General features: G+C 73.3%; 21 protein-coding genes and 1 riboswitch. Of the genes, 9 read left to right on the top strand and 12 right to left on the bottom strand.

Annotation, left to right across the window (positions count from 1 at the left end; genetic code table 11):
* Positions 1-53: 53 nt before the first annotated feature.
* Entirely contained in the window at positions 54-2,402 is a 2,349-nt protein-coding gene (locus ACIBCA_RS02140) for a collagenase (RefSeq protein WP_396280863.1), read from the bottom strand.
* Positions 2,403-2,893: 491 nt separating this feature from the next.
* On the opposite strand from ACIBCA_RS02140, the gene ACIBCA_RS02135 reads away from it, so the two are divergent.
* Positions 2,894-3,673 (top strand): SDR family oxidoreductase, encoded by a 780-nt coding sequence (locus ACIBCA_RS02135; protein WP_396280862.1) that lies wholly within the window; start codon positions 2,894-2,896, stop codon positions 3,671-3,673.
* Between the two features lie 157 nt (positions 3,674-3,830).
* Here the strand turns inward: ACIBCA_RS02135 and ACIBCA_RS02130 are convergent, their stop codons facing one another.
* The 5 genes from ACIBCA_RS02130 to ACIBCA_RS02110 all read right to left on the bottom strand — a co-directional run bounded on the left by ACIBCA_RS02130 (position 3,831) and on the right by ACIBCA_RS02110 (position 7,424).
* Positions 3,831-4,223: a DUF302 domain-containing protein gene (locus tag ACIBCA_RS02130; RefSeq protein WP_396280861.1), complete on the bottom strand. Its 393-nt coding sequence runs from the start codon at positions 4,221-4,223 to the stop codon at positions 3,831-3,833.
* A gap of 97 nt (positions 4,224-4,320) precedes the next feature.
* Entirely contained in the window at positions 4,321-4,605 is a 285-nt protein-coding gene (locus ACIBCA_RS02125) for a YciI family protein (protein WP_396280860.1), read from the bottom strand.
* A gap of 321 nt (positions 4,606-4,926) precedes the next feature.
* On the bottom strand, positions 4,927-6,006 hold the full coding sequence (locus ACIBCA_RS02120) for a hypothetical protein (RefSeq protein WP_396280859.1): 1,080 nt from the start codon (positions 6,004-6,006) through the stop codon (positions 4,927-4,929).
* The gene (locus ACIBCA_RS02115; RefSeq protein WP_396280858.1) at positions 6,003-6,980 is read right to left on the bottom strand and encodes an ATP-binding cassette domain-containing protein; all 978 of its coding nucleotides are present in this window, start codon (positions 6,978-6,980) and stop codon (positions 6,003-6,005) included. Before ACIBCA_RS02115 ends, ACIBCA_RS02120 begins: the two co-directional genes overlap by 4 nt.
* Before the next feature lie 51 nt (positions 6,981-7,031).
* The gene (locus ACIBCA_RS02110; protein WP_396280857.1) at positions 7,032-7,424 is read right to left on the bottom strand and encodes a GntR family transcriptional regulator; all 393 of its coding nucleotides are present in this window, start codon (positions 7,422-7,424) and stop codon (positions 7,032-7,034) included.
* 148 nt (positions 7,425-7,572) lie between these two features.
* On the opposite strand from ACIBCA_RS02110, the gene ACIBCA_RS02105 reads away from it, so the two are divergent.
* The gene (locus ACIBCA_RS02105; RefSeq protein ID WP_396280856.1) at positions 7,573-9,009 is read left to right on the top strand and encodes a DUF2079 domain-containing protein; all 1,437 of its coding nucleotides are present in this window, start codon (positions 7,573-7,575) and stop codon (positions 9,007-9,009) included.
* Positions 9,010-9,090: 81 nt separating this feature from the next.
* A riboswitch (cobalamin riboswitch) is annotated at positions 9,091-9,326 on the top strand.
* Positions 9,327-9,471: 145 nt separating this feature from the next.
* The gene (gene metE, locus ACIBCA_RS02100; protein ID WP_396280854.1) at positions 9,472-11,805 is read left to right on the top strand and encodes a 5-methyltetrahydropteroyltriglutamate--homocysteine S-methyltransferase; all 2,334 of its coding nucleotides are present in this window, start codon (positions 9,472-9,474) and stop codon (positions 11,803-11,805) included.
* Positions 11,806-11,858: 53 nt separating this feature from the next.
* Here the strand turns inward: metE and ACIBCA_RS02095 are convergent, their stop codons facing one another.
* Both ACIBCA_RS02095 and ACIBCA_RS02090 read right to left on the bottom strand, forming a co-directional pair.
* Positions 11,859-12,968 carry a HoxN/HupN/NixA family nickel/cobalt transporter gene (locus tag ACIBCA_RS02095; protein WP_396280853.1) on the bottom strand — a complete coding sequence of 370 codons (1,110 nt, stop codon included), beginning with the start codon at positions 12,966-12,968 and terminating at the stop codon, positions 11,859-11,861.
* Positions 12,969-13,366: 398 nt separating this feature from the next.
* A complete protein-coding gene (locus ACIBCA_RS02090; RefSeq protein ID WP_396280852.1) occupies positions 13,367-15,103 on the bottom strand; it encodes an amidase in 1,737 nt (578 codons plus the stop codon).
* 117 nt (positions 15,104-15,220) lie between these two features.
* Between ACIBCA_RS02090 and ACIBCA_RS02085 the strand changes: the two genes are divergently transcribed.
* Positions 15,221-16,234: a LacI family DNA-binding transcriptional regulator gene (locus ACIBCA_RS02085; RefSeq protein ID WP_396280851.1), complete on the top strand. Its 1,014-nt coding sequence runs from the start codon at positions 15,221-15,223 to the stop codon at positions 16,232-16,234.
* Here ACIBCA_RS02085 and tsaD read toward each other — a convergent pair.
* Together tsaD and ACIBCA_RS02075 are read right to left on the bottom strand one after the other, a co-directional pair.
* Entirely contained in the window at positions 16,231-17,298 is a 1,068-nt protein-coding gene (tsaD, locus tag ACIBCA_RS02080; RefSeq protein ID WP_396280850.1) for a tRNA (adenosine(37)-N6)-threonylcarbamoyltransferase complex transferase subunit TsaD, read from the bottom strand. The two genes, ACIBCA_RS02085 and tsaD, sit on opposite strands and share 4 nt — an antisense overlap.
* A gap of 114 nt (positions 17,299-17,412) precedes the next feature.
* Positions 17,413-18,378: an ArsR/SmtB family transcription factor gene (locus ACIBCA_RS02075; RefSeq protein ID WP_396280849.1), complete on the bottom strand. Its 966-nt coding sequence runs from the start codon at positions 18,376-18,378 to the stop codon at positions 17,413-17,415.
* A 55-nt stretch (positions 18,379-18,433) separates the two neighbouring features.
* Here ACIBCA_RS02075 and ACIBCA_RS02070 point away from each other — a divergent pair, with 55 nt between their 5' ends.
* The 4 genes from ACIBCA_RS02070 to ACIBCA_RS02055 all read left to right on the top strand — a co-directional run bounded on the left by ACIBCA_RS02070 (position 18,434) and on the right by ACIBCA_RS02055 (position 22,846).
* Positions 18,434-19,189, top strand: a complete 756-nt coding sequence (locus ACIBCA_RS02070; RefSeq protein ID WP_396280848.1) for a class I SAM-dependent methyltransferase — start codon at positions 18,434-18,436, stop codon at positions 19,187-19,189.
* Positions 19,190-19,547: 358 nt separating this feature from the next.
* Positions 19,548-20,978: an APC family permease gene (locus tag ACIBCA_RS02065; protein WP_396281226.1), complete on the top strand. Its 1,431-nt coding sequence runs from the start codon at positions 19,548-19,550 to the stop codon at positions 20,976-20,978.
* Positions 20,975-21,412 carry a hypothetical protein gene (locus ACIBCA_RS02060; protein ID WP_396280847.1) on the top strand — a complete coding sequence of 146 codons (438 nt, stop codon included), beginning with the start codon at positions 20,975-20,977 and terminating at the stop codon, positions 21,410-21,412. The genes ACIBCA_RS02065 and ACIBCA_RS02060 overlap by 4 nt, the downstream gene beginning before the upstream one ends.
* Before the next feature lie 87 nt (positions 21,413-21,499).
* On the top strand, positions 21,500-22,846 hold the full coding sequence (locus ACIBCA_RS02055) for a dipeptidase (protein ID WP_396280846.1): 1,347 nt from the start codon (positions 21,500-21,502) through the stop codon (positions 22,844-22,846).
* Between the two features lie 2 nt (positions 22,847-22,848).
* Here ACIBCA_RS02055 and ACIBCA_RS02050 read toward each other — a convergent pair whose 3' ends face one another.
* Positions 22,849-23,982: a hypothetical protein gene (locus ACIBCA_RS02050; RefSeq protein ID WP_396280844.1), complete on the bottom strand. Its 1,134-nt coding sequence runs from the start codon at positions 23,980-23,982 to the stop codon at positions 22,849-22,851.
* A gap of 204 nt (positions 23,983-24,186) precedes the next feature.
* On the opposite strand from ACIBCA_RS02050, the gene ACIBCA_RS02045 reads away from it, so the two are divergent.
* Entirely contained in the window at positions 24,187-24,621 is a 435-nt protein-coding gene (locus ACIBCA_RS02045) for a CBS domain-containing protein (protein ID WP_396280843.1), read from the top strand.
* A gap of 61 nt (positions 24,622-24,682) precedes the next feature.
* On the opposite strand, the gene ACIBCA_RS02040 is transcribed toward ACIBCA_RS02045, so the two are convergent.
* Positions 24,683-25,252, bottom strand: a complete 570-nt coding sequence (locus ACIBCA_RS02040; protein ID WP_396280842.1) for a TetR/AcrR family transcriptional regulator — start codon at positions 25,250-25,252, stop codon at positions 24,683-24,685.
* Positions 25,253-25,337: the final 85 nt, after the last annotated feature.

The following is a 25,337-nucleotide window of genomic DNA, read 5'->3' as shown; positions in this document are numbered from 1 at the left end:
GCAAAGCACGACGCCCGCGCCGGGAGCTCCCGGCGCGGGCGTCGCGTGTACGGTCAGCGGCGCAGCGGCCCCTCGCAGGAGTAGTCCGCGGTGCCGGCCTGCCCCGAGGGCCAGACGTCGACCTTGCCGAACCAGCAGTTCATGTCGGCCAGGTTGTTGGCGGCGGAGCCGCCCCGGTCGAGGAGGAAGGTGTCGACGGTGGCGGCCATGTCCTTGCGGATCTGCCCGGCGTCGGCGGAGTTGGTGAGGTTGGCGGTGATGCGGCCGGTGCAGGTGAAGCGCATCTTGTTGTTCCAGTCGCCGTTGTCCTTGCAGTCCGGGGTGTTCTGCGTGGCGGTGGCGAAGGCGCTGCGGACCTCGGAGGCCAAGGAGTACGTCAGCTGCCCGTTGGCCGTGAAGCCGGTGGCGGGGACGTAGAGGCCGTCGGCGAGCGGGATCTCGGCGTCCAGGAACGCGGTGTACTCGCGCTGGAGGGCTGCGTCGTGGCCGAGGCGGTCGCGCCAGGCGTCGTAGCCGGCGCGGTCGTCGGCGCGCAACAGGCGGTACATCTCGGCGAGTTGCTCGGGGTGCTTCTCGCCGAGCAGGTTGAAGAAGGTCGCGGCGTAGGGGTAGGCCCGGAAGCCCAGCGCGCTCTGGGTGGCGTGGAGGATCTCGTCGATGGTCAGGCGGGGGGTGCCGGCCTGGTCGTCCCAGCCGATCTGGCGGACCATGTACTTGCGCGCCTTGACCCCGCCGTCGCGGGTGGAGCCGGCGAAGTACTCGGCGGTGCCCTCGTTCATGGCGAAGGTGGCGTCCCCGGGCCAGCGGGTGGTGTAGCCCGAACCGGGGATCGCCCAGCGGGCGTTGAGGTAGTGGGTGTACTCGTGCCGGAAGAGCTCCTCCAGGCTGAAGTACGACTCCTGGGTGGTGCGCTGGTAGGTGTAGAAGGTGGAGCGCTCCTCCAGGAACATGCCGCCGTTCTGGACGTCGCCGATGCCGAACAGCAGGTTCTGGAACGCCTGGTAGTTGGTCTTGGTGTCGTACAGCTGGACGGTCAGCGCCGGGTGGGTGTCGTCGGCCAGCGGCTGGTCGGTGCCCAGGGTGCGGAAGAACTGGGCCTTGACCTGCTTGGTGGCGTAGTAGAGCTGGTCGGCGGTGGCCTTGTCGAGCGCGGTGCGCACGATGAGGGCGCCGTTGTCGTAGCTGTAGGTGTACGGGAAGATCTGGCGCTCCAGGTCGGCGCGGCAGACCCCGTACGGGCCGCAGAGCCCGAAGTCGTTGACCGGGCCGACCAGGTTGGCCCAGGGGCGGGTCATCCGGCCGAAGGTGGCCGCGGCGAGCTCCAGCTGGGGGCCGAGCCGCTGCTTCAACTCCGGCTTGAGGGCGTCGATCTGGGCGAAGCGCCCGTACTCGAGCATGGCGTCGCCCGCGGCCCACTCGCTGCTGGTGCCCTTGAGGTGGGAGTAGCCGCCGTAGGCGCGGAACGCCTCGCGGTAGTCGGCGTCGGCGGCGACGGCGGCCCGGAACAGGCCCTGCGGGTCCTCGCCGACGTTGGCGATGCCCTGGAAGTTGAGCTGCAGGGCGCCCTGGACGGCCCAGTTCCAGCCGTTGTCCCCGACGGCGGGCGAGCCGGGGGCGAACGTCCGCAGGACCTGCTTCACGAGGGGCAGGCGCGCCGTGCGGAGCTTGGGGGCGGTGCCGGTCTGCAGCACCTCGCCCATGGTGCTGCCGTTGGTGGTGGTGGGGTCGAACACCCGGGGGTTGGCGGTGTAGTCGCGGATGGCGCGGTCGAGGGCGGCGACGGTGGTGCCGTCCGAGAGGTCGATCTCGGTGTGGTTGAAGTCGAAGAAGACCGCGATGTGCAGGTAGTACCAGAGTTCCTGCTGGTTGTGGTTGTTGGCGCTGTCGAAGGACGGCGCGAGGGAGCTCACCCGGGCGGCGACGGCCCGGACGTGCTCGGGCGTCATCACCTTGGCCGTCAGCGGGTTCCAGTTCACCAGCAGCGGGCGCAGGCAGTCCTGGTAGGTGTGGCTGCGGTCGCTGAGGAAGTCGGCGAGCGCGGCGGGGGAGAGCGAGGTGAACGCCTCCGGGGTACAGGCGGCGGTCTTCGCGGTGACGTCGGCCGCGACGGCGGCGGCCGCCGGATCGCCGGGCTGCACCCCGCTGGTCGGCTGGAGCGCCGCCGAGCCGGGCGAGCCCTGCGGACCGGCGAAGGCGGCCGGGGCCTCTGCGGTCGGGGCCTCTGCGGTCGGGGCCTCTGCGGTCGGGGCCTCTGCGGCCGGGGCCTGGGCGGCCGGGATGACGGGCGCGGGCGCGGGCGCGGCGGTGGCCGTGGCCTGGACGCCCTGCACCAGGGGGACGGCGAGCGTCGCGGCCAGCGCGGCCGAGAGCAGGGTGTTGCGCACGGTGGCTCTGGAAGGCACCGGTTCTCCTCGTGGGGTGTGGGGGTGTTCTGGTGATGCGGCGGACGGGCGCGCGCCGGGGGAGGAGGGAGAGGCGGGCGTGCGCCGTCGGTACCGGCTCCGGCTCCGGGGCGTGGGGAACGGCAGCCCGGGGCCGGGTGAACCGCGCCGGTGGCGCGGAGTGTGGAGCCCGCACGGGGGCGCCGTGGAAGCGGGTAAACGGCGTCCCCGTGCGGGAGTTGAGTGTGCGGGGTGGAGGTGGGGGCCGCCTGGCCGGAGGGGTTGGCAGGCGGCGTGAGTGAAATGTAACAGCACAATGTGAAATTGCACTAGCCCTGTGGCGTGGGCTTCAGGGGGATATCGGGCGGACATCGGGCGGACATCGGGCGGGCTTCGGGCGGGCGCCGGTTGGGCGCCGATTGGCGAGCCGAGACCCTGTGGCAGACGCGGTCGCCGTCCTACTCTGGACCGGTCCCGGATTCGGCCGGGGCGACGCGACGGGAGGGGCGATCGTGGGGGAACTCGACGGCAGGACGGCGCTGGTGACGGGCGGCTCGCGGGGAATCGGGCGCGCGGTCGCGCTGCGGCTCGCCCGCGACGGCGCGCTCGTCGCGGTCCACTACGGCGGCGACGCCGAGGCCGCGGCGAAGACCGTGGCGATGATCGGCGAGGCCGGGGGCCGGGCGTTCGCGGTGCAGGCCGCGTTCGGCTCCGGCGGCGCGGTGGACGTCCTGTTCGAGGGGCTGGCCGCCGGGCTGGCGGACCACGGCGCGGAAGGCCTGGACATCCTGGTCAACAACGCGGGCGTCCACTCGGCCGCCTCGATCGGGCAGCTCACCGAGGCCGAACTGGAAAGGGTCCTGGCGGTGAACCTGAGCACGCCGATCTTCGTGATCCAGCGCGCACTGCCGCTGCTGCGCGACGGCGGACGGATCGTCAACGTCGGCTCGGCGGCCACCCGGATCGCCAACCACCTCCAGATCGCCTACACCGTGAGCAAGGCGGCGCTGGCCGCCCTCGGCTCCTCGCTCGCCAACGACCTGGGGCGGCGGGGGATCACGGTGAACACCGTCGAGCCCGGTGTGGTGCGCACCGACATGACCGCCGGATGGACGGGTTCCGCCGAGGCCCTGGCCGGACTCGCGTCGATCACGGCCCTCGGCCGGATCGGCGAGCCGGAGGACGTCGCGGACGTGGTCGGCTTCCTCGCGGGCCCGCAGGGGCGCTGGGTGACCGGCCAGATCCTCGACGCCTCCGGCGGCACCTGGCTGGGGCCCATCGTGCACGGCTGATCGGCACGGCTGATCGGCACGGCTGATCAGCACGGACGACCTGCACGGACGACCTGCACGGACGACCTGCACGGGCTGTCAGCGCGACTCGGTGGCGGCCGGGCTCCCGGGCGAGCCGTCGCATCCGACGGCGACGGGTCCGGTCACGGCGTGCTCCTCAGCCCCGCAGCGAGTCGAGGGCCGCGCCGAGGCGCCGCGCCGCTTCGTCGGCGACCTCGGCCAGCCCGCCGTCGGGCCCGGCGAGGGCCACCAGCGTCTGCGGGTCGACGGCCTCGACCACCGTGGCGTCCCCGTCCGTCCGGACGACCACGTTGCAGGGCAGCAGCAGGCCGATGCGGCGGTCCGCCCGGAGCGCGCGGTGAGCGAGCGCGGGGTTGCAGGCGCCGAGGATCAGGTAGTCCTCGATCTCCTCGCCGATCTTCTCCCGCAGGGTCGCCCGGACGTCGATGGTGGTCAGAACGCCGAAGCCCTGCTCCTTGAGCGCGGCGGTGACGGCGTCGACGGTCGGGCCGAAGGGCTGCTGGAGCCGTACGCCGAGTCCGTAGTCCATGGGCTTCTCCTCACGCGGGGTCGCGGCCCCAGTATCGGCAGGGCACGCGGGAGCCGCCTCCCGAGGCTCGTGCCTCTGCCGATCGGCGAGGCGGTGCCTAGAGGTGCTCGGCGAGGTACCCGAGCAGCGGGTTCCACTGGACGATCCGGGTCTCGGTGAGCACCCCCTGCTCGGCGTACGGGTCGGCATCGACGAGGGCCCGCACGGCCGCCTCGTCCTCGGCGCGGAAGATGAGCAGGCCGCCGGTGTCGCTGGTCAGCGGGCCGGAGAGGACGAGCTTGCCCTCCTTCTGTAGGCTCGTCAGGTAGTCGCGGTGCGCGGGCCGGACTTCCCGGTGGCGACCGTCGGAGGTGAAGACGTACTCGACCGCGTAGTAGGCCATGGTGTTCGCAGGGCTCCTTGTTCGACGGGCATGGAACAGGTGTGCCCACTCTGCCAGGGACCGGACGCCGGTGAGGGTGTTTCAACGTCGCCGGAGGTCCGCCCGGGTGCGCAGGCGGCTCCGGGAGACCGGCGAATCCGCCCCCCGGACATGACCACGTACCACCTGGACGGGGACGACGACCCGACGCCTTCGCCATCACCTTCGCGGACATCGCCGTCGAGAAGTAGCGGTTCCGGCCACCTGCGTCGTGCGACCGCGCCGTGCCCGGGAACAGGACCCGGGCACGGCGCGGTTTCGGTGTGATCCGAAGGACACGCCCTACCGGACGCGGCGGAGCCAGAGGAAGCAGAAGCCGACCAGTAGCGCGGTGAGCAGCAGCGCGAGCCCGGCCTCCGTCCAGAGCATGGGCCAGTGGGTGGACCGCGGCTGGTAGGTGGTGTACGCCTGGACGACGTCGGGGTGGGCGTGACAGACGGCGTCGCGGCAGAGGATGCGGCCGTCGGGGAGGGTGGTGGTGAAGTCGCTGGGGAGCGGTATGCGGTGGCCGTCGGAGCTGATCAGGCCGTTGTCCAGGATGTCGGCCTCCAGCGGGGTGCTGGTGCCGAGGCGGCCGTTGCCGTACATCATCGTGGCGGGGGCGTCGTTCTCGAGCGCGATCCTGGCGGGGCCCAGCGCCTCCCGGGCGGGGGTGAGGAGGTAGCGCAGGCCGTCGACGGCCAGGCGCAGACCCAGCATCAGCGCCGCCGTGACCGCCATCGAGGCCACCACGCGCCGTACGACCAGGCCGACGGCTGCTCCGAGGGCGACGCCCAGCAGGCTGAAGCCGACCACGGCGGGGCCGGAGGTCGTACGGCTCAGCCAGGTGAACCAGTGGTAGTAGCCGGGCACGGCGAAGCGCCCCTCGATCACGTCGACCCACCAGGTGGAGACGACCGCGAGGACGGTCGAGCCCGCGAGCGTCGCCGCGAGCGGCACGCCGAGGCGGGCGGCCAGCCAGCGGCGGCGGGAGACGGACTGCGTCCAGGCGAGCCGGTAGGTGCCGGTCTCGAACTCGCGGGCCAGCAGTGGCGCGCCGAGGAAGAGCCCGAGGGCGGGCGGCAGGGCGAGCAGCAGCCAGCCGGTGGCCTCCACGGCCGGCTGCCACATCGGGTCGAGCTTGACGGTGAGGTCCCCCGACCGGTTGGTGCACTCGGGCGGGAAGTAGACGGCGTTGCAGTTCTCCAGGTGGTTGGCGTGCACGTAGTGGCTGATCATGCCGCCGAGCACGAGCAGCCAGACGCAGACGGCCAGCAGGACGGCCCCGCCGACGAGCAGGGCGGTGCGCTCCTGGCGGGCGCTCAGCCAGGCGGGGCCGCGCAGCCGGTAGCGGGGGCGTACGAACGTGGTGGCGGCGGTCATCGGGCGGCCGCCTCGACGTGGCGGGGTGCGGCCTCGGACAGCAGCAGTGGTTCGGCGTCGGGGCTGCGCAGGTAGGAGAGCAACAGGTCCTCCAGGCTCGGTACGGTCGCTTCCCAGCTCGGGTCGAGTGGGCCGGAGGGCTGCAGCACGGCGGTGAACTGCCGTCCGGTACGGCGCAGTTCGACGATCCGGTGCCCGGCGAGTCCGTCCGGGGTGGTGTCGGTGCCCTCGTGGGCGCCGACGACCAGCCGGTGGGCCTCGCGCAGCTCGTCCACGTCCCCCGCGAGCCGGACCCGGCCGCCGCCGAGGAGCAGGACGAAGTCGCAGACGCCGTCCAGCTCGGCGAGCACGTGGGAGGAGATGAGCACGGTGGTGCCGTGCTCGGCGGCCTCGGCCATCAGCAGGCCCGTGAGCTCCTGGCGGGCCACCGGGTCGACGTCCGAGAGCGGTTCGTCGAGCAGCAGCAGGTCGGGGCGCTTGCCGAGAGCCAGGGCCAGGGCGACGCGGGTGCGCTGGCCGCCGGTGAGGGTGGCGATCCGGGCGTTCGGGTCGAGCCCGCCGAGGGTGACGATCCGTTCGGCGACGGCCTGGTCCCAGCCGGGGTTGAGTTCGTGGCCCGCGCGCAGCGTCTCGGCGACGGTGAGCCGGGGGTAGAGCGGCTTGTCCTGGCCGAGGAAGGCGACCCGGCGGCGGGACTCGGCGGCGCCCGCGGGCCGTCCGAAGACGCCGACGGCGCCGGTGGTCGGGGCGAGGAGGCCCGCGGCCAGGCCCAGCAGGGTGGACTTGCCCGCGCCGTTGGGGCCGACCAGGGCGCAGATCCGTCCGGCGGGGAGCCGGACGTCGCAGTCGCGGAGCGCCCAGGACCTGCGGTACTTCAGGCCGAGGCCGACGGCCGTGAGGGCGTCCTCGGCAGCGTCCTCGGCGGCGGGTTCGTCAGCGGGTTCGGCGGGACTGGGTATGGGGTGGTCGCTCACCCGGGCTCCTCGTGCAGTGGTGCTGGGGTCGTGCTCGTACGGGTGCTTGTGCTACTCGGTCGGTTCGGCGAAGGCGCCGTCCACGGCCGTGGTGACCAGGGCGGCGACGTCCTCGCGGTCGAGTCCGGCCGCGCGGGCCCGGCGGACCCAGTCGGCGAGCTCGGTGTGCAGGGCGGAGTCCGCGACGGTCTCCGGTTTGGCGAGCGAGCGGCGCACGAAGGTGCCCACGCCCCGGCGGCTGTCGACCAGCCCCTCCCGTTCCAGCTCGCGGTACGCCTTGAGCACGGTGTTGGGGTTGATCGCCGTGGCCTCCACCACCTCCCGCGCGGTGGGGAGTTGGTCGCCCGGGCGCAGCACCCCGAGCCGCAGGGCGCGCTTGGTCTGCTCCACGATCTGCAGGTACGGGGAGAGCCCGCTGTGTCGGTCGATGAGGTACTCGACCACGTTAGACCGCCATTTCACTAGTTATCTAGGGGAATCCTGCCCAGCCGCCCCGCCCGGCGTCAAGCCCGGCTCACGGAGTGGCCTTGACAAGGCGATTGGCGCCGTGATCACCATTCCACTAGTTAACTAGTGGAATGGTGATCATGCGATGATCGACAACCTGCTGGAGCGTCAGCCGCTCGTCCGCCCGGCGGCACCGGCGCCCGCCCCCATGGCCCGCAGGATCGGACCGAACGGGCTGGGCCTGGCCGTGGCCGCGCTGTTCTTCGGCCTGTACGTGCTGCTCTCGATCAGCCGGCACGAGCGGATGCTCAGCGCCGCCTTCGACCTCGGGATCTTCGAACAGGCCGTCCGCGCCTACGCTCACGGCCGGCTGCCGGTGGTCCCGCTCAAGGGCCCCGGCTACGACCTGCTGGGTGACCACTTCCACCCCGTCCTCGCCCTGCTCGCCCCCGCCTACCGGCTCTTCCCCACCCCCGTCACCCTGCTCGTCGCCCAGGCCGCCCTGATGGCGCTCGCCTGCCTGCCGATCACCCGCTGGGCCTACCGGACGGCGGGGCCGAGGGCCGCGCTGGTCCTCGGGTCGGCCTTCGGCGCCTCCTGGGGGATCGTCTCGGCCGTCGCCTACGACTTCCACGAGATCTGCTTCGCCGTGCCGCTGCTCGCCTTCGCCGTCGAGGCGCTGGGGGAGCGGCGCTGGCGGGCGGGGATGCTGTGGGCGCTGCCGCTGGTGCTGGTCAAGGAGGATCTCGGGCTCACGGTCGCGGCCGTCGGCCTGTACGTCGCACGGCGGGGCGGGCGCGGACGGCGCGGGCCCGGGCTGGCCGTGGCGGTGTTCGGCCTCGGGGCGACGGTCGTCGAGACGGCCGTGCTGCTGCCGAGGGCCAACCCGCAGGGCGTCTTCGACTACTGGCAGCAACTGCCGGGCTCCCACGCCGCGTTGCCGATGGCGCTGGTCACGTTCGGCTGGCCGCCCGTGAAGTGGCTGCTGCTGGCGATGCTCGCCGCCCCCGTCGCCTTCGTCGGCCTGCGCTCCCCGCTCGCGCTGCTCTGCCTGCCCACCCTGGCCTGGCGGCTCACCGCCTCCAACGAGCACTACTGGCAGCCGGGTTACCACTACAGCGCGATCCTGATGCCGATCCTCTTCGGCGCCCTGCTGGACGTTCTCACCCGCCGCCCGGGCCTGCGGCGACGCGCACTCGCCGTCTGCGCGGTCGTCGCCGCCGTCACCACCGTGGTGTACCCCCTGCGGGACCTGGCCCTCCCGGGCGGCTGGCACCGGCCCGCCCACGTCCGTACGGCCCACCGCCTGCTCGCGCTGATACCCGACGGCTCCCGCGTCGCCTCCACCAACCGCCTCGCCCCGATCCTGGTCGCCCGCTCCGAGGCCGTCGGCCTGGTCTGCCAAGATCCCGGACCGCTCTCCGCCGACCCGCCCGAGTGGGTCGCGGCCGACGCCACCGACCCGACGGTGAAGTCCCCCTGCGCCCGGGCGTCGACGGAGTCCGCCCTGGCCGCCTACCGCGCCGAGGGCTACCGCACGGTGGCCGAGGAGGATGGCATCCTCGTCCTGCGCCGGCCGTGAGGCGCCCGGAATGACAGGGCGTCAACGCACGCACTCCGCCGAGGATGCGGAATTCGACACCCAGCACCACGGAACCCGATCTATGCTGACGGAGCAGCTGGTTCGCCCTGTCCGCCAGGCAGGCGCGTCGCAAGAGGGAACCCGGTGAAGCCTTTCAACTGGCCAGTCCGGGACTGCCCCGCAGCGGTGAGTGGGAACGACCGCCGTCATACGCACTGGGCCCGGGAGGGTCTGGGAAGCGACGGCCAGTAGGAGGGCCCCCGGTCCGGGGGACGCGCCCGCGAGTCCGAAGACCTGCCCGCTGCCCGCGTGCGACCGATCGCGCGCGGAGATCCCGGTGACCTCGTGGGCGGGTCGGCGTGCACAGCGGACGGGCTCGCCCGGTCCGCCGGTTCAGCACCCCTTCGCGCCTTCGTCCCGTCCCCGGGGACCAGAGGAAACAGGCTCGCGAAGGAGAGTCCCTTGACAGCGAATCCGGCGAAGACAGCGAAATTCACGGCCGCGGCCGCCCGCGCCACCGTCCACGGCTACCCCCGGCAGGGCCGGAACCGGGAGCTCAAGAAGGCCGTCGAGGGGTACTGGAAGGGCACGGTCACGGCCGACGCCTTGCACTCCACGGCCGCCGACCTGCGCCGGGAGAGCCGGCGCCAGCTCGCCGCCGCGGGCGTCGAGGAAGTCCCCACCGGCGACTTCTCCCTCTACGACCACGTGCTCGACACCACCGTCGCGCTCGGCGCGATCCCGGCCCGCCACCGCGCCGCCGTCGCCGCCGACCCCCTGGACGGCTACTTCGCCATGGCGCGCGGCACCCAGGACGTCGCGCCGCTGGAGATGACCAAGTGGTTCGACACCAACTACCACTACCTCGTCCCCGAGTTGGGGCCCGACACCGTCTTCGTCGCCAACCCCGCCAAGGCCGTCGCCGAACTGCGCGAAGCCCTGCTGGCCGGCCACCGGGCCCGGCCCGTCCTCCTCGGGCCGGTCACCTACCTGCTGCTCGCCAAGCCCGCGCCCGGCGTCGCCGAGGACTTCCAGCCCCTCACCCTGCTCGACCGGCTGCTGCCCGTCTACGCCGAACTCCTCGCCGAGCTGCGCACCGCCGGCGCGGAGTGGGCCCAGCTGGACGAGCCCGCGCTCGTCCAGGACCGCACCCCCGCCGAGCTGAACGCCACCGCCCGCGCCTACCGCGAGCTCGGCGCCCTGGCGGACCGGCCCAAGCTGCTCGTCGCGAGCTACTTCGACCGCCTCGGCGCGGCCCTGCCCGTCCTCGCCAAGGCACCGGTGGACGGGCTCGCCCTGGACTTCACCGGCCCGGCCGCCGCGAACCTCGATGACCTGGCGGCCGCCGGAGGGCTGCCCGGCAAGCGGCTCGTCGCCGGGGTGATCGACGGGCGCAACGTCTGGATCAACGACCTGGGGAAGTCGCTGGCCACCCTGGCGACGCTGCTGGGCCTCGCCGGCACCGTCGACGTCGCGCCGTCCTGCTCGCTGCTGCACGTCCCCCTCGACGCCACCGCCGAACGGGAGCTGGACCCGCAGATCGCCCGTTGGCTGGCCTTCGCCCGGCAGAAGGCGTCCGAGGCCGCGCTGCTGGCCCGAGGGCTGCGCGAGGGCACCGCCGCGATCACCGCCGAACTCGCCGCCAACCGCGCCGACCTGGCCTCCCGCGCTGCCTCGCCCGTCACCCGCGACCCGGCCGTGCGGGCCCGGGCCGCCGCCGTCACGGACGCCGACGCCCGGCGGGCGCAGCCGTACGCGGCGCGGGCCGAGGCCCAACGGGCCAGGCTGGGGCTGCCGTTGCTGCCGACCACCACGATCGGCTCCTTCCCGCAGACCACCGAGCTGCGCACCGCCCGTGCCGACCTGAGCGCCGGCCGGATCGACGCCGGGGCCTACCGGGAGCGGATCGAGGCCGAGGTGCGCGAGGTGATCGCCTACCAGGAGAAGGCCGGGCTGGACGTGCTCGTGCACGGCGAGCCCGAACGCAACGACATGGTCCAGTACTTCGCCGAGCAGCTCACCGGCTACCTGGCCACCCGGCACGGCTGGGTGCAGTCCTACGGCACCCGGTACGTTCGCCCGCCGGTCCTCGCCGGGGACGTCTCGCGCCCGCAGCCGATGACCGTCGACTGGTTCCGCTATGCGCAGGGCCTCACCACCCGCCCGGTCAAGGGCATGCTCACCGGGCCCGTCACCATGCTCGCCTGGTCCTTCGTCCGCGACGACCAGCCGCTCGCGGACACCGCGCGGCAGGTCGCCCTGGCGCTGCGCGACGAGGTCACCGACCTGGAGGCGGCCGGGGCGGCGGTCGTCCAGGTCGACGAGCCCGCGCTTCGCGAGACCCTCCCCCTGCGGTCGGCCGACCGGGCCGCGTACCTGGACTGGGCGACGGACGCCTTCCGCCTGGCCACCTCGGGCGTACGGGCGGACACCCAGATCCACACCCACATGTGCTACGCCGAGTTCGGCGCGATCATGACCGCGATCGACGACCTCGACGCGGACGTCATCTCCCTGGAGGCGACGCGCTCCCACATGGAGGTGGCCGGCGAACTGGCCCGGGCGGGCTACCCGCGCGAGGTGGGCCCGGGCGTGTGGGACATCCACTCCCCGCGCGTGCCGAGCACGGCCGAGGCGGTGGAACTCCTGCGGGCCGGGCTCGCCGCGATCCCGGCCGCGCGGCTCTGGGTCAACCCCGACTGCGGTCTGAAGACCCGCGGCTGGGCGGAGACCAGGGCCTCGCTGGAGAGCCTGGTCGGCGCGGCCCGCCGCCTGCGCGGGGAACTCGAGGGCTGAGGCGCGGGAGGGGCGGGAGGGGCGGGCAGGGCCCGCCCCTCCCGGTGCGTCGGTCAGCCGGTCTTCTCGACGCGGGCGGCCCAGCGCTGTTCGACGTTGCTGAAGCGCCAGTACCCGAGGGCGCAGGCCCAGACGACGACGAACATGCCGACCAGGACGTAGCCGACGTTGTCCAGGCTGATGTCGGCGATCCAGGTGGTGACGGGGTCGGTGAGGTCGAGCTTCTCGTGCAGGACGTGGACGAGTTCGATGGTGCCGATGAAGAAGGCGACGGCGATCGAGAGGCCCGTGATGGTGAGGTTGTAGTAGACCTTGCGGACCGGGTTGGAGAAGGCCCACTGGTAGGCGAAGTTCATGAAGGTGCCGTCGAGCGTGTCGAACAGGCTCATGCCGCAGGCGAACAGCAGCGGCAGGCAGATGATCGCGTACCAGGGCAGGCCCGAGGCCGCGCCCGAGCCCGCCATCACCATCAGCGTCACCTCGGTGGCGGTGTCGAAGCCCAGGCCGAACAGCGCGCCGATGGGGAACATCTGGCCGGGGCGGCGGATGGAGTTGGTGAGGCGGCCGAGGATGCGGTTCATGAAGCCGCGCTCGTCGAGGTGCTTCTCCAGCTGCTTCTCGTCGAACTGCCCGGAGCGCATCGACTTGTAGACCTTGTAGATGCCCGCGAGCGCGAAGAGGTTGAGGGCGGCGATGAGGTAGAGGAAGGCGCCGGAGACGCTGGTGCCGACCAGGCCGAGCCACTGGTGGGTGGCCGACTGGTCGTCGATCAGGGTGCCGGCGATCTTGGCTCCACCCGCGACGAGGGCGGCCAGCACCATGACGATGCTGGAGTGGCCCAGGGCGAACCAGAAGCCGACGGAGACCGGGCGCTGCCCGTCCGCCATCAGCTTGCGGGTGGTGTTGTCGATGGCGGCGATGTGGTCGGCGTCGAAGGCGTGCCGCATGCCGAGGGTGTAGGCGGTGATGCCGAGGCCGACGCCGAAGGTCTCGGTCCCGATGGTGTAGTGGTTCGGCGCGATCAGCAGGAACAGCATGCCGAAGGCGACGAGGTGCATGGCGACGATGGCGCCCAGCAGGGTGGCGGTGCGGACGGTGTCCTTGCGCTGCCAGCGTGGCGGCAGGGGTAGGGCGGACGACGGGGATGCGTCGGTCAGGGTCATGACGGGCAAGCCTCTCCAGCTCCTCGATGGGGGGCGCCCCCGGGATGGGGGTCGTGCGCGCCGTGGCCGGTCTCCTGGCTTGCGGGTGGACCGCCGGACCCGCGTTCGGGCAGGGCGGAGCGCGCCCCCGGCTCGTCTTCCCGTGCGCCTCGCGGCGCCGGTGACTGCCCGCATCGGATGCGGGCGCGTCGGGGGCACTTCCCGTTCACAGTGGCGAGGGCCGCGCCGGAATCGGCCCGTTGAGGGGCGTCCACCGGTCTTCCCGTGCACCACGGCGGGCAACACCGTAGGCGGTGTTCACCATGATCGACAACCCTGCCCTCGATCCGCCGTCGATCCGCTATCGATCCGCCGTCACCAAACCCTCACTCAGTCCTTACTCGGCCGTCACTTGACCGTCACTCCGCCGCGAGGCGCGGCGTGCGGGGCGGCTCCGTGCGCCGGCTGCCCGTCGCCTCGAAGGCGGCGGCGAGGGTGAGCAGCGCGTTGTCGTCGTAGGCGCGGCCGGCGAGGGTCAGGCCGACGGGCATGCCGGTGTCGGCCATGGTGCCCATGGGCACGGTGACGGTCGGGATGCCGAGGTGGCGGGGCGCCAGGTTGCCGTTGGCGACCCAGACGCCGTTGCGCCAGCCGAGGTCGGCGGAGGCTTCGTTCACGTCCATGTCCGCCGGGGCGACGTCGGCGGCGGTGGGGAAGACCACGGCGTCCAGGCCGAGCCCGTCCATCCACTCCTCGAGGTCGACGCGGCGGGTCTCCTCCAGCCCGCGCAGGCCCTCCTCCAGGTGCGGCATGTCGGTGAAGGACGCGTACGGGCGCTCGCGCACGAAGCGCGGGTAGTCGCCGATGGAGTCCTCGAACCCCTGGTAGCGGCCCGGGAGTTCGCCGTCCTGCACGGGCCAGATGCGGTCGCCGTCCACCTCGGTCAGGGTGCTGAGGGCCGGGTCGCCGTTGGCGCGCAGGAAGTCGTCCCAGGCCCAGGCGGAGAGGTCCTCGATCTCGACGGTGAGGAAGTCGCGGCCGACCAGCCCCCGGGTGAACAGGGAGGGCGCGCCGGGGCGGTCGGACTCGTAGTTGGTCACGACGGGGAAGTCGACCTCGACGACCTCGGCGCCGGCGGCCTCCAGGTCCCGGCGGGCGGTCTCCCACAGGGCGATCACCGAGGGGCGGGTGTCGACGCGCTGCCCGGTCTGGCCGCCGATGCCGCCCTCGGGGTTGGTCCCGGCCTCGGGGTCGGCGTTGATGTACATCCGGGGCACGCCGAGGCGTTTGCCGGCGAGCGCGGCCCGGGCGGCCGGGGCGTCGGCGGGGGCGAGGTCCGGGTACGCGGCGGGGCGGACCAGGGAGGCGGCGGGCAGCGGGATCCACGGCTGGGCGCGCCACAGGTCGCCGCGGGTCTCCGGGTCGTCGGCCACGACGACGTCGAGCAGTTCGAGCAGGTCGGCCATGGTGCGGGTGTGCGGGACGACGACGTCCATGGTCGGGACGAGCGGCCAGTTGCCGCGCACCGAGATCACGCCGCGGCTGGGGGTGTAGGCGCACAGGGCGTTGTTGGAGGCCGGGGCCCGGCCGGAGGACCAGGTCTCCTCGCCGAGGCCGAAGGCGCCGAAGGAGGCCGCCGTCGCGGTGCCCGAGCCGTTGGAGGAGCCGGAGCCGTAGGCGCTGGTCAGCCAGTCGGCGCTGTACGGGCTCTCCGCGCGGCCGTAAACGCCGCGCTGCATGCCGCCGTTGGCCATCGGCGGCATGTTGGTGAGGCCGATGAGCACGGCCCCGCCCGCGCGCAGCCGCTCGATCGCGAAGGCGTCGCGCTGGGCGACGAGGTGCTCGAAGGCCGGCGAACCGGCGGCGGCGGTGAGGCCCTTCGCGAGGTAGCTGTCCTTGGCGGTGTAGGGGATGCCGTCCAGCGGGCCGAGGGTCTCGCCGCGCGCCCGGCGGGCGTCGGACGCCTCGGCCTCGGCGCGGGCGTCCGGGTTCATCACGACCATGGCGTTGAGGGCGGTGGCGGTGCCGGGCCGGTCGTAGGCCTCGATCCGGGCGAGGTAGGCGTCGAGCAGGCCGACGGCGGTGGTCTCGCCCTTCTCCAGGGCCGCGCGAAGCTCGGCGATTCCGGTTTCCACGACATCGAATCCGCGCGTCATGCGGGTGTCTCCCTTGGGGTGGGGGGCCTTTGCTGGAACGTTCCAGCGGGCGCATCGTAAGCAGTGCTGGAACGTTCCAGCAAGAGGCTGTCGGGGCAACGTCTAGACTTCCGGGCTGTGACCAGCCGCTCCGTGACCCTGATCGACGTGGCCCGGGCGGCCGGGGTGTCCAAGAGCGCCGCCTCCAACGCGCTCGGCGGCTCCGGCCGGGTCTCCGAGGCCACCCGCGAGCACGTCCGGGCCGTGGCCCGCGAACTCGGCTACCGGCCGAACGCCGCCGCGCGCAGCCTGCGCCGCGCCGGCACGGGCGCGATCGGACTGCACCTGCCGCGCACCGCGACCCGGCTGGACTACTACATGAACCTGGCCTTCGGTGCGGTCGAACGGGCCAGGGAGGACGGGCTCGACCTGGTCCTGCTCGCCCCCGGCACGGCCGCAGGCAGCGCGGCCGGCGGGGTGCTCGCCGCCCGGGTGGACGGCCTGCTGGTGATCGACCCGGAGGTCGAGGACCCCGAGGTCCCGGACCTGCTCGGCGCGGGCGTCCCGGTCGTCACGGGCGAGCGCTACCTGGGCGGCGGCGCCACCCCGAGCGGCGCCGTGGTGTGCGACAACGCCGCCTCCCTGGTCGCCCTCCTCGACCACCTCGCCGAACGCGGCGCCCGCCGCCCCGCCCTCCTCGCCCCCGGCCCCGGCTCCGACTGGGCCGCCGCCCTGCGGGCCGCCGCCGACGCCTGGAGCGCCCGCGAAGGCGTCGAGGTGCCCGTACGGACGGTGCCCTTCGCCGCCACACCCGCCGAGGCCGAGGCTTCCACCGCCGAACTGCTCGGCGGCACCCCGGGCGTGGACGCGGTGGTCTGCGCCCCCGACGGCGCCGTCCCCGGCGTGCTGGCCGCCGCCGCCCGGGCGGGCCGACGGGTCGGGGCGGACCTGCTGGTGGCGGCCTGCGTCGACGGCGCGGCGGCGCGCGGCTCGGGCCCCCGGGTCACCGCCGTCGACCTGCGCCCGTCGGACTACGGCCGCGCCTGCGCCGCCCTCCTCAGCGACCTCCTGGCCGGCCGGGCCGAGCCCGGCGCCGTGCGGCGGCACGACTGGGCCCTGCGGGTCCGCGAGTCCACGGCGGGGCGGGTCTAGGCCGCCCGCGCGGCGGCCGTCGGGGTGAGGGCGGCGTACTCCAGCGGCGCCGAGGGGTCGATGGAGATGCTCAGCGGCGCGGGCTCGGCGCCGGAGCGCGCCAGCAGGTCCCCGATGGCGGCGACCATGGCGCCGTTGTCGGTGCACAGCCCCAGTGCCGGGACGCGCAGGGTGATCCCGGCGGCGGCGCAGCGGCGCTCGGTGAGGGCGCGGATGCGGGAGTTGGCGGCGACGCCGCCGACCACGACCAGGGTGTCGATGCCGTGGTCGGTGCAGGCCCGGACGGCCTTGCGGGTGAGGGTGTCGGCGATCGCCTCCTGGAGCGCGGCGGAGGCGTCCGGGACGTTCGGTGCGGCGCCGGCCGCCCGCTGGGCCTCGACCCAGCGGGCGGCGGCGGTCTTGAGCCCGGAGAAGGAGAACGCGTACGGCGGGTCGTTCGGCCCGCTGAGCGGGCGCGGCAGCCGGACGGCCTTCGGGTCGCCGTCGCGGGCGGCGCGGTCGATCGCGGGCCCGCCCGGGTAGGGCAGGCCGAGGATCCGGGCGACCTTGTCGAAGCACTCCCCGGCCGCGTCGTCCAGGGAGTCGCCGAGGTGCGTGATCGGGTCGCGGGCGAGGTCCCGGACGAGCAGCAGCGAGGTGTGCCCGCCGGAGACGATCAGTACGACGCACGGGTTCGGCAGCGGCCCGCCGTCCAGCGTCGCGGCGGCGACGTGCCCGGCGAGGTGGTGGACGCCGTACAGCGGCACGCCGAGCGAGAAGGCGTACCCCTTGGCGGCCGCCAGCCCGACCTGCAGCGCCCCGGACAGGCCCGGGCCCGTGGTCACGGCGACGGCGCCGACCTCGGCCAGGGTCAGCCCGGCCCGGTCCAGGGCCTCCCGGACGACGGGGGCCATCGCGTGGACGTGGGCCCGGGCGGCGATCTCGGGGACGACGCCGCCGAAGCGGGCGTGCTCGTCCATCGACGAGGCGACGGCGTGGCCCAACAGCACGCCGTCGCGCACCAGACCGGCCCCGGTCTCGTCGCAGGACGATTCGATCCCCAGCACCACGGGTGATCCCGCCATGGGCTCCTCGCTCCTTCTTGCTTATTGCTTGCAATTGCATATTAGAGGCAGGAGTGCCAAGAGTCGGTCTACGGGACAGCGCGGAAGCGGCCTGCCCCTGGGGGAGGGGCGACATCAACCGGCCAGCTGGTCGCCGAGGCGGCTGCGCAGGTACAGCACGATGTGCCCGTGGCGGGCCCTGGTGACCAGCCCGGCGCGGTGCAGCACGCCCAGATGCTGGCTGACGGCGCCCGGGCTGAGCTGGAGCCGGTCGGCGAGGTCGGTGGTGCCGCAGGGCTCGGCGAGGTGGAGGAGGACGCGGGCGCGGGTGCGGCCCAGGAGGTCCGCGAGGGCCTCGGGCGGGGTGGCCGTCGCGCTGTGCCAGACGGTGGCGCGGCCGCGCGCCGGGTACCAGATCCTGGGCGGCAGGGCCGGGTCGGCGAGGGTGACGGCGTGGTCGCAGAACAGGGAGGGCGAGAAGGCGATGCCGCGGCCGTCCACGGCGATGTCGTGCTGTTCGCCGGGCCAGGCGTCCATGACCAGGGCGCCGCCGCGCCACTCCAGCCCGGGGTCGATGCCGTGGAACAGCTCGGCGGCGCCCGCGTCCGTGAGCTGCCGGGCGCGGTGGAGGACGTCCGCGCGCAGCACGGCGTGCATGCGGGGCCAGTGCGGGGCGACGACGAGCGCCCAGTACGCGTGGAGGGTGTCGGCGATCCGGCCGAGCAGTTGGCTCGGCTTCCTGTCGGCCTGCCGCAGCCGCGGGTGCAGGGGCTTCCCGTCGGCCACCAGGTGCAGCTCGCGGACGACCTGGTCGGGCGGGGTGGCCCGGAGCGCCTGGAACTCCTCGTCGATGTCGGGGTTCGGCACGGGCGGGTGCGGGGTCAGGAAGTCCGGCAGCAGACGGCGCGGCCCGACCAGCGCCTGCAGCAGCGGCCAGTCCACCTGGGGGAGCAGCGGCGCGGACCGGCGCAGGAACGGCTGGTGCACGGCGTGGCGCACCGGGTTGTGCCAGGCCCACAGGCTCAGCACCGTCTCCTGCAACGGCGACACGGTGAACCTGACCGAGGCCAGGTCCGGCACGCTCAGCTGGAACCTCAACATTCGGCCCATGCTAAAACTCTGGCCCCGGCGCGGGACCGCCTGGTGGGCTGGCCCCATGGACACCACCACCGGCCGCGCCCCGGCCACCTACGACCGCATCGGCACCGACTACAGCCGCATCCGCCGCCCCGACCCCCGCCTGCACGCCCTGATCGGGCTCGCACTCGAGGGCGCCCGCACGGTCGTCAACGTCGGCGCGGGTGCGGGCTCCTACGAACCGGAAGGCGTCGAGGTCACCGCCGTCGACCCGTCGCAGATCATGCTCGACCAGCACCCGGGGGCGGTGAAGGTCAGGGCGGGCGCAGAGCAACTCCCCTTCCCCGACCACTCGTTCGACGCGGCCATGGCCGTCATGACCGTCCACCACTGGCCCGACCCACTGGGCGGCCTCGCGGAGATGCGGCGCGTGGCCCGCCGGCAGGTCGTCTTCACCTGGGACCCGACCCACCGCACCGAACTGTGGCTCCTGGGCGAGTACCTCCCCGAGATCCGCGACCTCGAGCACGCCCGCTTCACCCCCCTGCACACCGTCGTCGACGCCCTCGACGCCCACACCGTCCTGCCCTTCCCCATCCCGCACGACTTCACCGACGGCTTCCAGATCGCCTACTGGCGCCGCCCCGAGCTCTACCTCGACGCGACGATCCGGCAGGCCAGCTCCACCTTCGCCCAACTGCCGCCCTCCGTCGTGGAACCGGCCATCGCCCGCCTGCGCGAGGACCTCGCGTCGGGGGCCTGGCACCGCCGGCATGCCGACCTGCTGGAGCGGGAGAGCGTGGACTACGGCTACCGCCTGATCGTCGCCGGGTGACTTCGGGCGCCGAAACTCCGTTGCCACTCTCCGTGGCCACGGTCGCGGCCACGGCCACGCCGACACCCGGTCGCAGCCACACCTTCTCCGGCGGCTGACGGGAGCCAGGGCGCCCAGGGCGCCCAGGGCGCCCAGGGGACCCGAGGGACCCTCACCCGTACGGGCGTACGCCGCATGCGGCGGGCTCGGGGGGCCGGTGGACTGGCCGGGTGCGGCCCGCCTCGGGGCCCCCTTCGGAGGAGGACCGATGAGTGCCACGGACGCGTCGCCGCCCGGGTCCGGTTCGGGTGGTGAGGCCGGTGCCGGGACCAGGGAGCGTGGGGGTTCGGTGGCCGGCCGGGTGGCCGCCGCGCCGCGGATGTCCTGGGTCACGCTGGCGCTGATGACCACGAGTTCGGTGGCCAGTCTGCGCTCCGCCCCGACGATGGCGGTGTACGGGCTGGCCTGCGTGTTCCTGTACCTGGTGCCGGCGGTGGTGTTCCTGCTGCCGACGGCGCTGGTCTCCGCCGAGCTGGCCTCGGGCTGGGAGGGCGGGGTCTACCGGTGGGTGTCGGAGGGGCTGTCGAAGCCGCTCGGGTTCCTGGCCGTCTGGTGCCAGTTCGCGATGACGATCTTCTACTACCCGTCGCTGCTGGCGTACGTGGCCTCGACGGTCGCGTACGTGGTGAACCCCCGGCTGGCCAGCAACGGCCCGTACACCGCCCTCGTGATCATGGTGCTGTACTGGACGGGCGTCTGGGTCTCCTCGCGCGGGACGAAGGCCGTCGCCGGGCTGTCCTCGGTGGGTCTGGTGATCGGCACGCTGATCCCCGGCACCCTGCTGGTGGTGCTCGGCTTCGTCTTCCTCGGGCAGGGCAACGCCTCGGCCGCGCCGATGGACGCCTCGCACCTGTTCCCGCAGTGGACGGGCCTGGCCAGCCTGGTGCTGATCGTCAACAACTTCCTCAGCTACTCCGGCATGGAGATGAACGCCGTCCACGTCTCCTCGCTGCGCGACCCGGCCCGGGAGTTCCCGCGCTCGATGTTCACCGCCTCCGCGATGGTGCTGGCGATCTTCATCCTGCCCGCGCTGGCGATCAGCTGGGTGGTGCCCTCGGCCGAACTGAGCCTCACCGCCGGGGTGATGCAGGCGTTCGACGCCTTCTTCCAGTACTTCCACATCGGCTGGTTCACGCCGGTCATCGCGGTGGCGCTGATCGCCGCCTCGCTCGGCGGCATGCTGACCTGGCTGGCCGGGCCGTCCAAGGGCCTGCTGATGATCTCCCGCCAGGAGGGCTACCTGCCGCCCTTCCTGCAGAAGCTCAACCGCGAGGGCGTCCAGCAGAACCTGCTGGTCACGCAGGGCGTCGTCACCACCGCCATCGCCCTGCTGTACGCGCTGATCCCGAACGTCTCCAGCGCCTACTGGATCTTCTCGGTGATCACCACCCAGGTGTACCTGATCGTCTACCTGCTGATGTTCACGGCCGCGATCCGGCTGCGCCGCACCCAGCCCGACCACCCGCGCGGCTACCGCGCCCCGGCGCTGGTGCCGATGTGCGTGATCGGCCTGCTCGCCTCGGCGGCGGCGATGGGCATCGGCTTCGTGCCGTCCTCGCAGTTCGGCAGCGGCAGCGTCTGGTCGTACATCGGGATCGTCGGAGGCGGTCTGCTGGTGCTCGGGCTGCTCATCCCGTTCCTCTTCCTGCGGCTGCGCAAGCCGAGTTGGCGCTCACCCGAGGCCGCCGCCGAGCTGGCCGTCCAGGAGGCGGAGGAACGCCGGGGTACGGAAGGAGGTGCGGCGTCATGACCAGGAGCCTGACGGCCTCCCGGCACCGCTGGATCTATCTCGGCTCGATCGTGCTGCTGGTCGCGATGCTGGTCACGGGCCTGCTGTCGTTCTCCCAGCTGCACGCCACCGACCTGGCGAACGAGAAGGCGAAACAGCTCTCCGCGAAGCTGAGTTCGGCCGGCTACCCGGTGCCCTCCAACGACCAGATCACCCACACCCTCGGCGAGGACGGCGGCGCCGTCTGCGCGAACCCGGCGAACGCGCTCAACCAGGCGCAGTGGAAGTACGGGATGTCCAACGGCGCGGGCGGGCCGGGCCAGCGCCCGGTGCTCTCCGACGCGGCGATCGTCCGGGCCGAGGCGCTCGTGCTCTCGGTGTACTGCCCCGACCGGCTCGCCGCCTTCCAGGACAAGCTCGACGGCCTCGACCTGCGTGACACCGTCCGCCAGTAGTCCGTCAGTTGTCCGCAAGCAGTCCGCAAGCAGTCCGCAAGCAGTCCGCGCGTAGCCCGTACGTAGCCCGCAAGGAGGAGCGGAACCATGACCGACGAACTCGCCCGCCGGATCGACGAGTTGATGCCCCGCGCCAAGGTCGACCTGGCGGAGCTGGTGGCCATCCCGTCCGTGGCCGACCCCCGGCAGTACCCGCCGGAGAAGTGCCGGGAGGCCGCCGAGTGGGTCGCCGCCGCCTTCACGGAGGCCGGACTGCGCGACGTCCACCTGGAGGAGACCCCGGACGGCAGCCACGCCGTCGTCGGCCACCGCCCGCCCCCGCCCGGCGCCCCGACCGTGCTGCTCTACAGCCACTACGACGTCCAGCCCCCGCTCGACGGGCCCGCCTGGACCTCCCCGCCGTTCGAACTCACCGAGCGCGACGGCCGCTGGTACGGGCGCGGCGCCGCCGACTGCAAGGGCAACATCGTCATGCACCTCACCGCGCTGCGGGCGCTCGGCGAGTCCGTCCCGGTCGGCCTGAAGCTGGTGGTCGAGGGCTCGGAGGAGCAGGGCACCGGCGGCCTGGAGGCGTACGTGCCCCCGCACGCCGGGGAGTTGCACGCGGACGCCCTGCTGATCTGCGACACCGGCAACGCCGCCGTCGGCGTCCCCACCGCCACCACCTCGCTGCGCGGGGTCGTCTACGTGGTCCTCGCCGTCGAGGCGCTCAAGGGGGACGTGCACTCCGGCATGTTCGGCGGCCCCGCCCCCGACGCCCTGGCCGCGCTCATCCGGATCCTGGACTCGCTGCGCGACGCCGACGGCGGCACCCGGATCAACGGGCTGGACTGCGAGGGCAGTTGGAGCGGCGTCGGCTACGACGAAGGCACCTTCCGCACCGACGCCGGCGTCCTGGACGGCGCCCGGCTCACCGGCTCCGGCACCGTCGCCGACCGGCTCTGGGCCCGCCCCGCCGTCACCGTCATCGGCATCGACTGCCCGCCCGTGGTCGGCTCCGTCCCCGCCGTCCCGGCCACCGCCCGCGCCCGGATCAGCCTGCGGGTCCCGCCCGGCACCGACGCCCGGGCCGCCCAGGACGCCCTGGTCGCACACCTGGAGGCGGCCGCGCCCTGGGGCGTACGCGTCTCCGTGGAGCGGGAGAGCGCCGGCGCACCCTTCAAGGCCGAGACCGGCGGCCCCGCGTACGCCGCCCTCGACAAGGCCATGCAGGAGGTCTACGGCAAACCGATGTCCTTCCTCGGCCAGGGCGGCTCGATCCCGCTGTGCAACGTCCTCGCCACGACCTTCCCCGAGGCGGAGATCGTCCTGATGGGCGTCGAGGAGCCGCGCTGCCGGATCCACGCGCCGAACGAGAGCGTCGACCCGGAGGAGATCCGGAACATGGCGCACGTCGAGGCGCTGTTCCTGCGGCACTTCGCGGCCAGCCGCTGAACCTACTCGGGGAGCAGGTACCGCCACACGTCGCGCTCGGCCGTGGCCGACCAGACGATGTCGCCGTGGCCGTAGCCCGGGACGACGCGGTAGTCGACGCTCGCGCCGCCGGTGCGGATGAGGCGGGCGCCGAAGTCGTGGTCGCCGCGGCCGAGTTCGGTGTTCAGCCAGACGACGTCGGCGCGTACGGCCGGCCAGTCGATGTGGTGGACGTCGGTGCGTTGGGCCCAGATCGCCGCCAAGTCGCGGAGCAGGGCGGTGGGTTGGAGGCCGCTGCCGAGGCGGGCGATGGCCTGCCGCCAGACGGGGAAGGGGGTGTGGTCGAGGGTGAAGTGGTCCTCGGCCGGGGTGGGGCCGAAGGTGTGGGTGCCGCTGCTCTGGGCGCGGTGGTAGATCCAGTTCACGGGGCCGGGGAGGTCGCGGGTGTGGGTGAGGGCGTAGTGGAGGAGGCCCAGGTTGGTGAACCGGCCTGTACGACCGGCCGGGCGGGGGAGGGCGCTGGGGGAGTCCGGGGCGGTGGCGGCGCGGGTGAGGAGGGCTTTCAGGCCGGGGTCCACCGTCGTGACGCCGGAGGCGAGTTGGTGGAGGAAGTGGTCGGTCAGGGCGTCGGCCTTCGCCGCGAGTTCCGGGTGCGTCCGAGGGTCGTACGGGCCGGTGGTGTCGAGGACGAGGACGCGTCGGAGCCCCGCGTCCTCGCCGCGGGCGGCGGCCGTGGCCAGGGCGAGCGCGGCCCCGGCCGAGTGGCCGAGCAGCTCGTACGGCAGGCCCGTGACGGCGGTGGCGGCATCGAGGACGCGCCCGAGGTCCGTACGGTGGCCGTCCAGGCCCCAGTCGGCGCAGTGCGGTCCGATGAGGTCGGGCGTCAGCGCGTCCTCGCGCGGGGTGGTGCCGATGACCAGGTAGCCGTGGTCGGCGAGGAAGCGGGCGAGGCTGCGGCCCTGCGCCGTGCAGTAGGCGGCGGCGACGTTGAGCCCTCCGCCGGGCAGGAGGTGGACCACCCGGTGGGCGGTACGGGCGTCGCCGAGGACGTCGACGGTCAACTCCGGGGTGGCCAGCCGGTGGTGGCCCGGGCCGATATCCGTGGCAGCCCCGTCCCCGCAGCCGAGCGCCGCCCCCAGATCCCTGACGATGTCCATCGCTTCCCCTCCCGTATCCGGCCACCTGCAACAGCGGACATTGTGACCGACGGTACCGGGGCGAGGTCCGGGCCCCGCGACGCGTGGCAAGGTGCGGCCCGGTGGCCTACGGTGAGGGCACGGTCACCTCGGGAGCGGCGCTGTGGGCCGCCGGGGGAAGGCCGTCGGGGGGCAACAGGGGGGAACACCGACGAAGGAGTCCCCGTGACCACTGCCCGAGACATCATGCACACCGGCGCCCAGTGCATCGGCGCCCACCAGACGCTGGACGAGGCCGCGAAGATGATGCGCGACATGAACGTCGGCGCGCTGCCGATCTGCGGCGACGACCAGAAGCTCCACGGCATCATCACCGACCGTGACATCGTGGTGCGCTGTCTCGCCGAGGGCAAGGATCCCGCCACCATGACCGCCATCGAGCTGGCCGGTCACCTGCACTGCGTACGGGTCGACGACACCGTGGACGCCGTGCTCAAGAAGATGGAGCAGCACCAGATCCGCCGCATCCCGGTGATCGACGGCGACCGGCTGGCCGGCATGATCAGCGAGGCCGACCTGGCGATGGGCCACCGCGACGGCCACCGGGTCACGGACCAGCAGATCATGGAGTTCATGGACAGCGTCTACATGAAGCGGTGACGTTGTGAGTGGAGCCCCGCCGTGACCACGCCCGGTCACGGCGGGGCTTTCAGCGCACGCGTCAGCGCACCAGGGGCAGGAAGAGCGTGTCGACGATCTCCTCGAGCACGTGGTCGGGAACGGCGGCGAAGGTCGTCAGGAACTCGTGGCGCAGCAGGTCGAAGGGCAGCGTCTTCATGCGCTCGGTCAGGCGCTCCGCCTCGACCTCGCCGCGGGCGGCGGCGCGCTCGTACATCACGTCGAGGGCCTGCTTACGGCCGGTGACGGACGGGTCGAGCAGGTCGCGGGGGCTGGTGCCGGTCTCCTGGTGGTAGCCGGCCAGGTAGACGCTCATGACGGTGACGAGCTGGACGCGGGTGGCGTTGATCTCGCGCATGAGCGTCAGCACGTCCCCGCGCAGGCTCCCGGTGTCGGGGGTGGCCAGGATGCTCCTGCGCCCGACGTGGGCGAGGGTCGCCCGGACGAGGGCCTCGCGGTCGGGCCAGCGGCGGTAGAGCACCGGGGGGCTGGTGGCGGCGCGCTTGACGACGGCGTCGACGGTGAACCTGGCGTAGCCGACGGCGGTGAGCTCCTCCCAGGCCGCGTCGAGCAGGGCGTTCTCCAGGGCTGCGCCGCGTCGTCGTTCGGTCATCGTCGCTCCTCCGATTAGAAAGACTTGCCTATCTTACGCCTGCCGTCCTACTCTGCCCTCCGTAAGATAGACCGCTGTATCTTAA

Source organism: Kitasatospora sp. NPDC051170, from assembly GCF_044455705.1.
Classification (GTDB): domain Bacteria; phylum Actinomycetota; class Actinomycetes; order Streptomycetales; family Streptomycetaceae; genus Kitasatospora.
This window is presented reverse-complemented; position numbering and strand designations above follow the sequence as displayed.

Coding starts and splice junctions, on each gene's coding strand:
- ACIBCA_RS02130 (WP_396280861.1), bottom strand. CDS start 4,223: ATGGACTACGGACTCGGCGTACGGCTCCAGCAGCCCTTCGGCCCGACC.
- ACIBCA_RS02095 (WP_396280853.1), bottom strand. CDS start 12,968: ATGACCCTGACCGACGCATCCCCGTCGTCCGCCCTACCCCTGCCGCCA.
- ACIBCA_RS02065 (WP_396281226.1), top strand. CDS start 19,548: ATGTCCTGGGTCACGCTGGCGCTGATGACCACGAGTTCGGTGGCCAGT.
- ACIBCA_RS02090 (WP_396280852.1), bottom strand. CDS start 15,103: ATGACGCGCGGATTCGATGTCGTGGAAACCGGAATCGCCGAGCTTCGC.
- ACIBCA_RS02120 (WP_396280859.1), bottom strand. CDS start 6,006: ATGACCGCCGCCACCACGTTCGTACGCCCCCGCTACCGGCTGCGCGGC.
- ACIBCA_RS02125 (WP_396280860.1), bottom strand. CDS start 4,605: ATGGCCTACTACGCGGTCGAGTACGTCTTCACCTCCGACGGTCGCCAC.
- ACIBCA_RS02060 (WP_396280847.1), top strand. CDS start 20,975: ATGACCAGGAGCCTGACGGCCTCCCGGCACCGCTGGATCTATCTCGGC.
- ACIBCA_RS02105 (WP_396280856.1), top strand. CDS start 7,573: ATGATCGACAACCTGCTGGAGCGTCAGCCGCTCGTCCGCCCGGCGGCA.
- ACIBCA_RS02040 (WP_396280842.1), bottom strand. CDS start 25,252: ATGACCGAACGACGACGCGGCGCAGCCCTGGAGAACGCCCTGCTCGAC.
- ACIBCA_RS02055 (WP_396280846.1), top strand. CDS start 21,500: ATGACCGACGAACTCGCCCGCCGGATCGACGAGTTGATGCCCCGCGCC.
- ACIBCA_RS02050 (WP_396280844.1), bottom strand. CDS start 23,982: ATGGACATCGTCAGGGATCTGGGGGCGGCGCTCGGCTGCGGGGACGGG.
- ACIBCA_RS02070 (WP_396280848.1), top strand. CDS start 18,434: ATGGACACCACCACCGGCCGCGCCCCGGCCACCTACGACCGCATCGGC.
- tsaD (WP_396280850.1), bottom strand. CDS start 17,298: ATGGCGGGATCACCCGTGGTGCTGGGGATCGAATCGTCCTGCGACGAG.
- ACIBCA_RS02075 (WP_396280849.1), bottom strand. CDS start 18,378: ATGTTGAGGTTCCAGCTGAGCGTGCCGGACCTGGCCTCGGTCAGGTTC.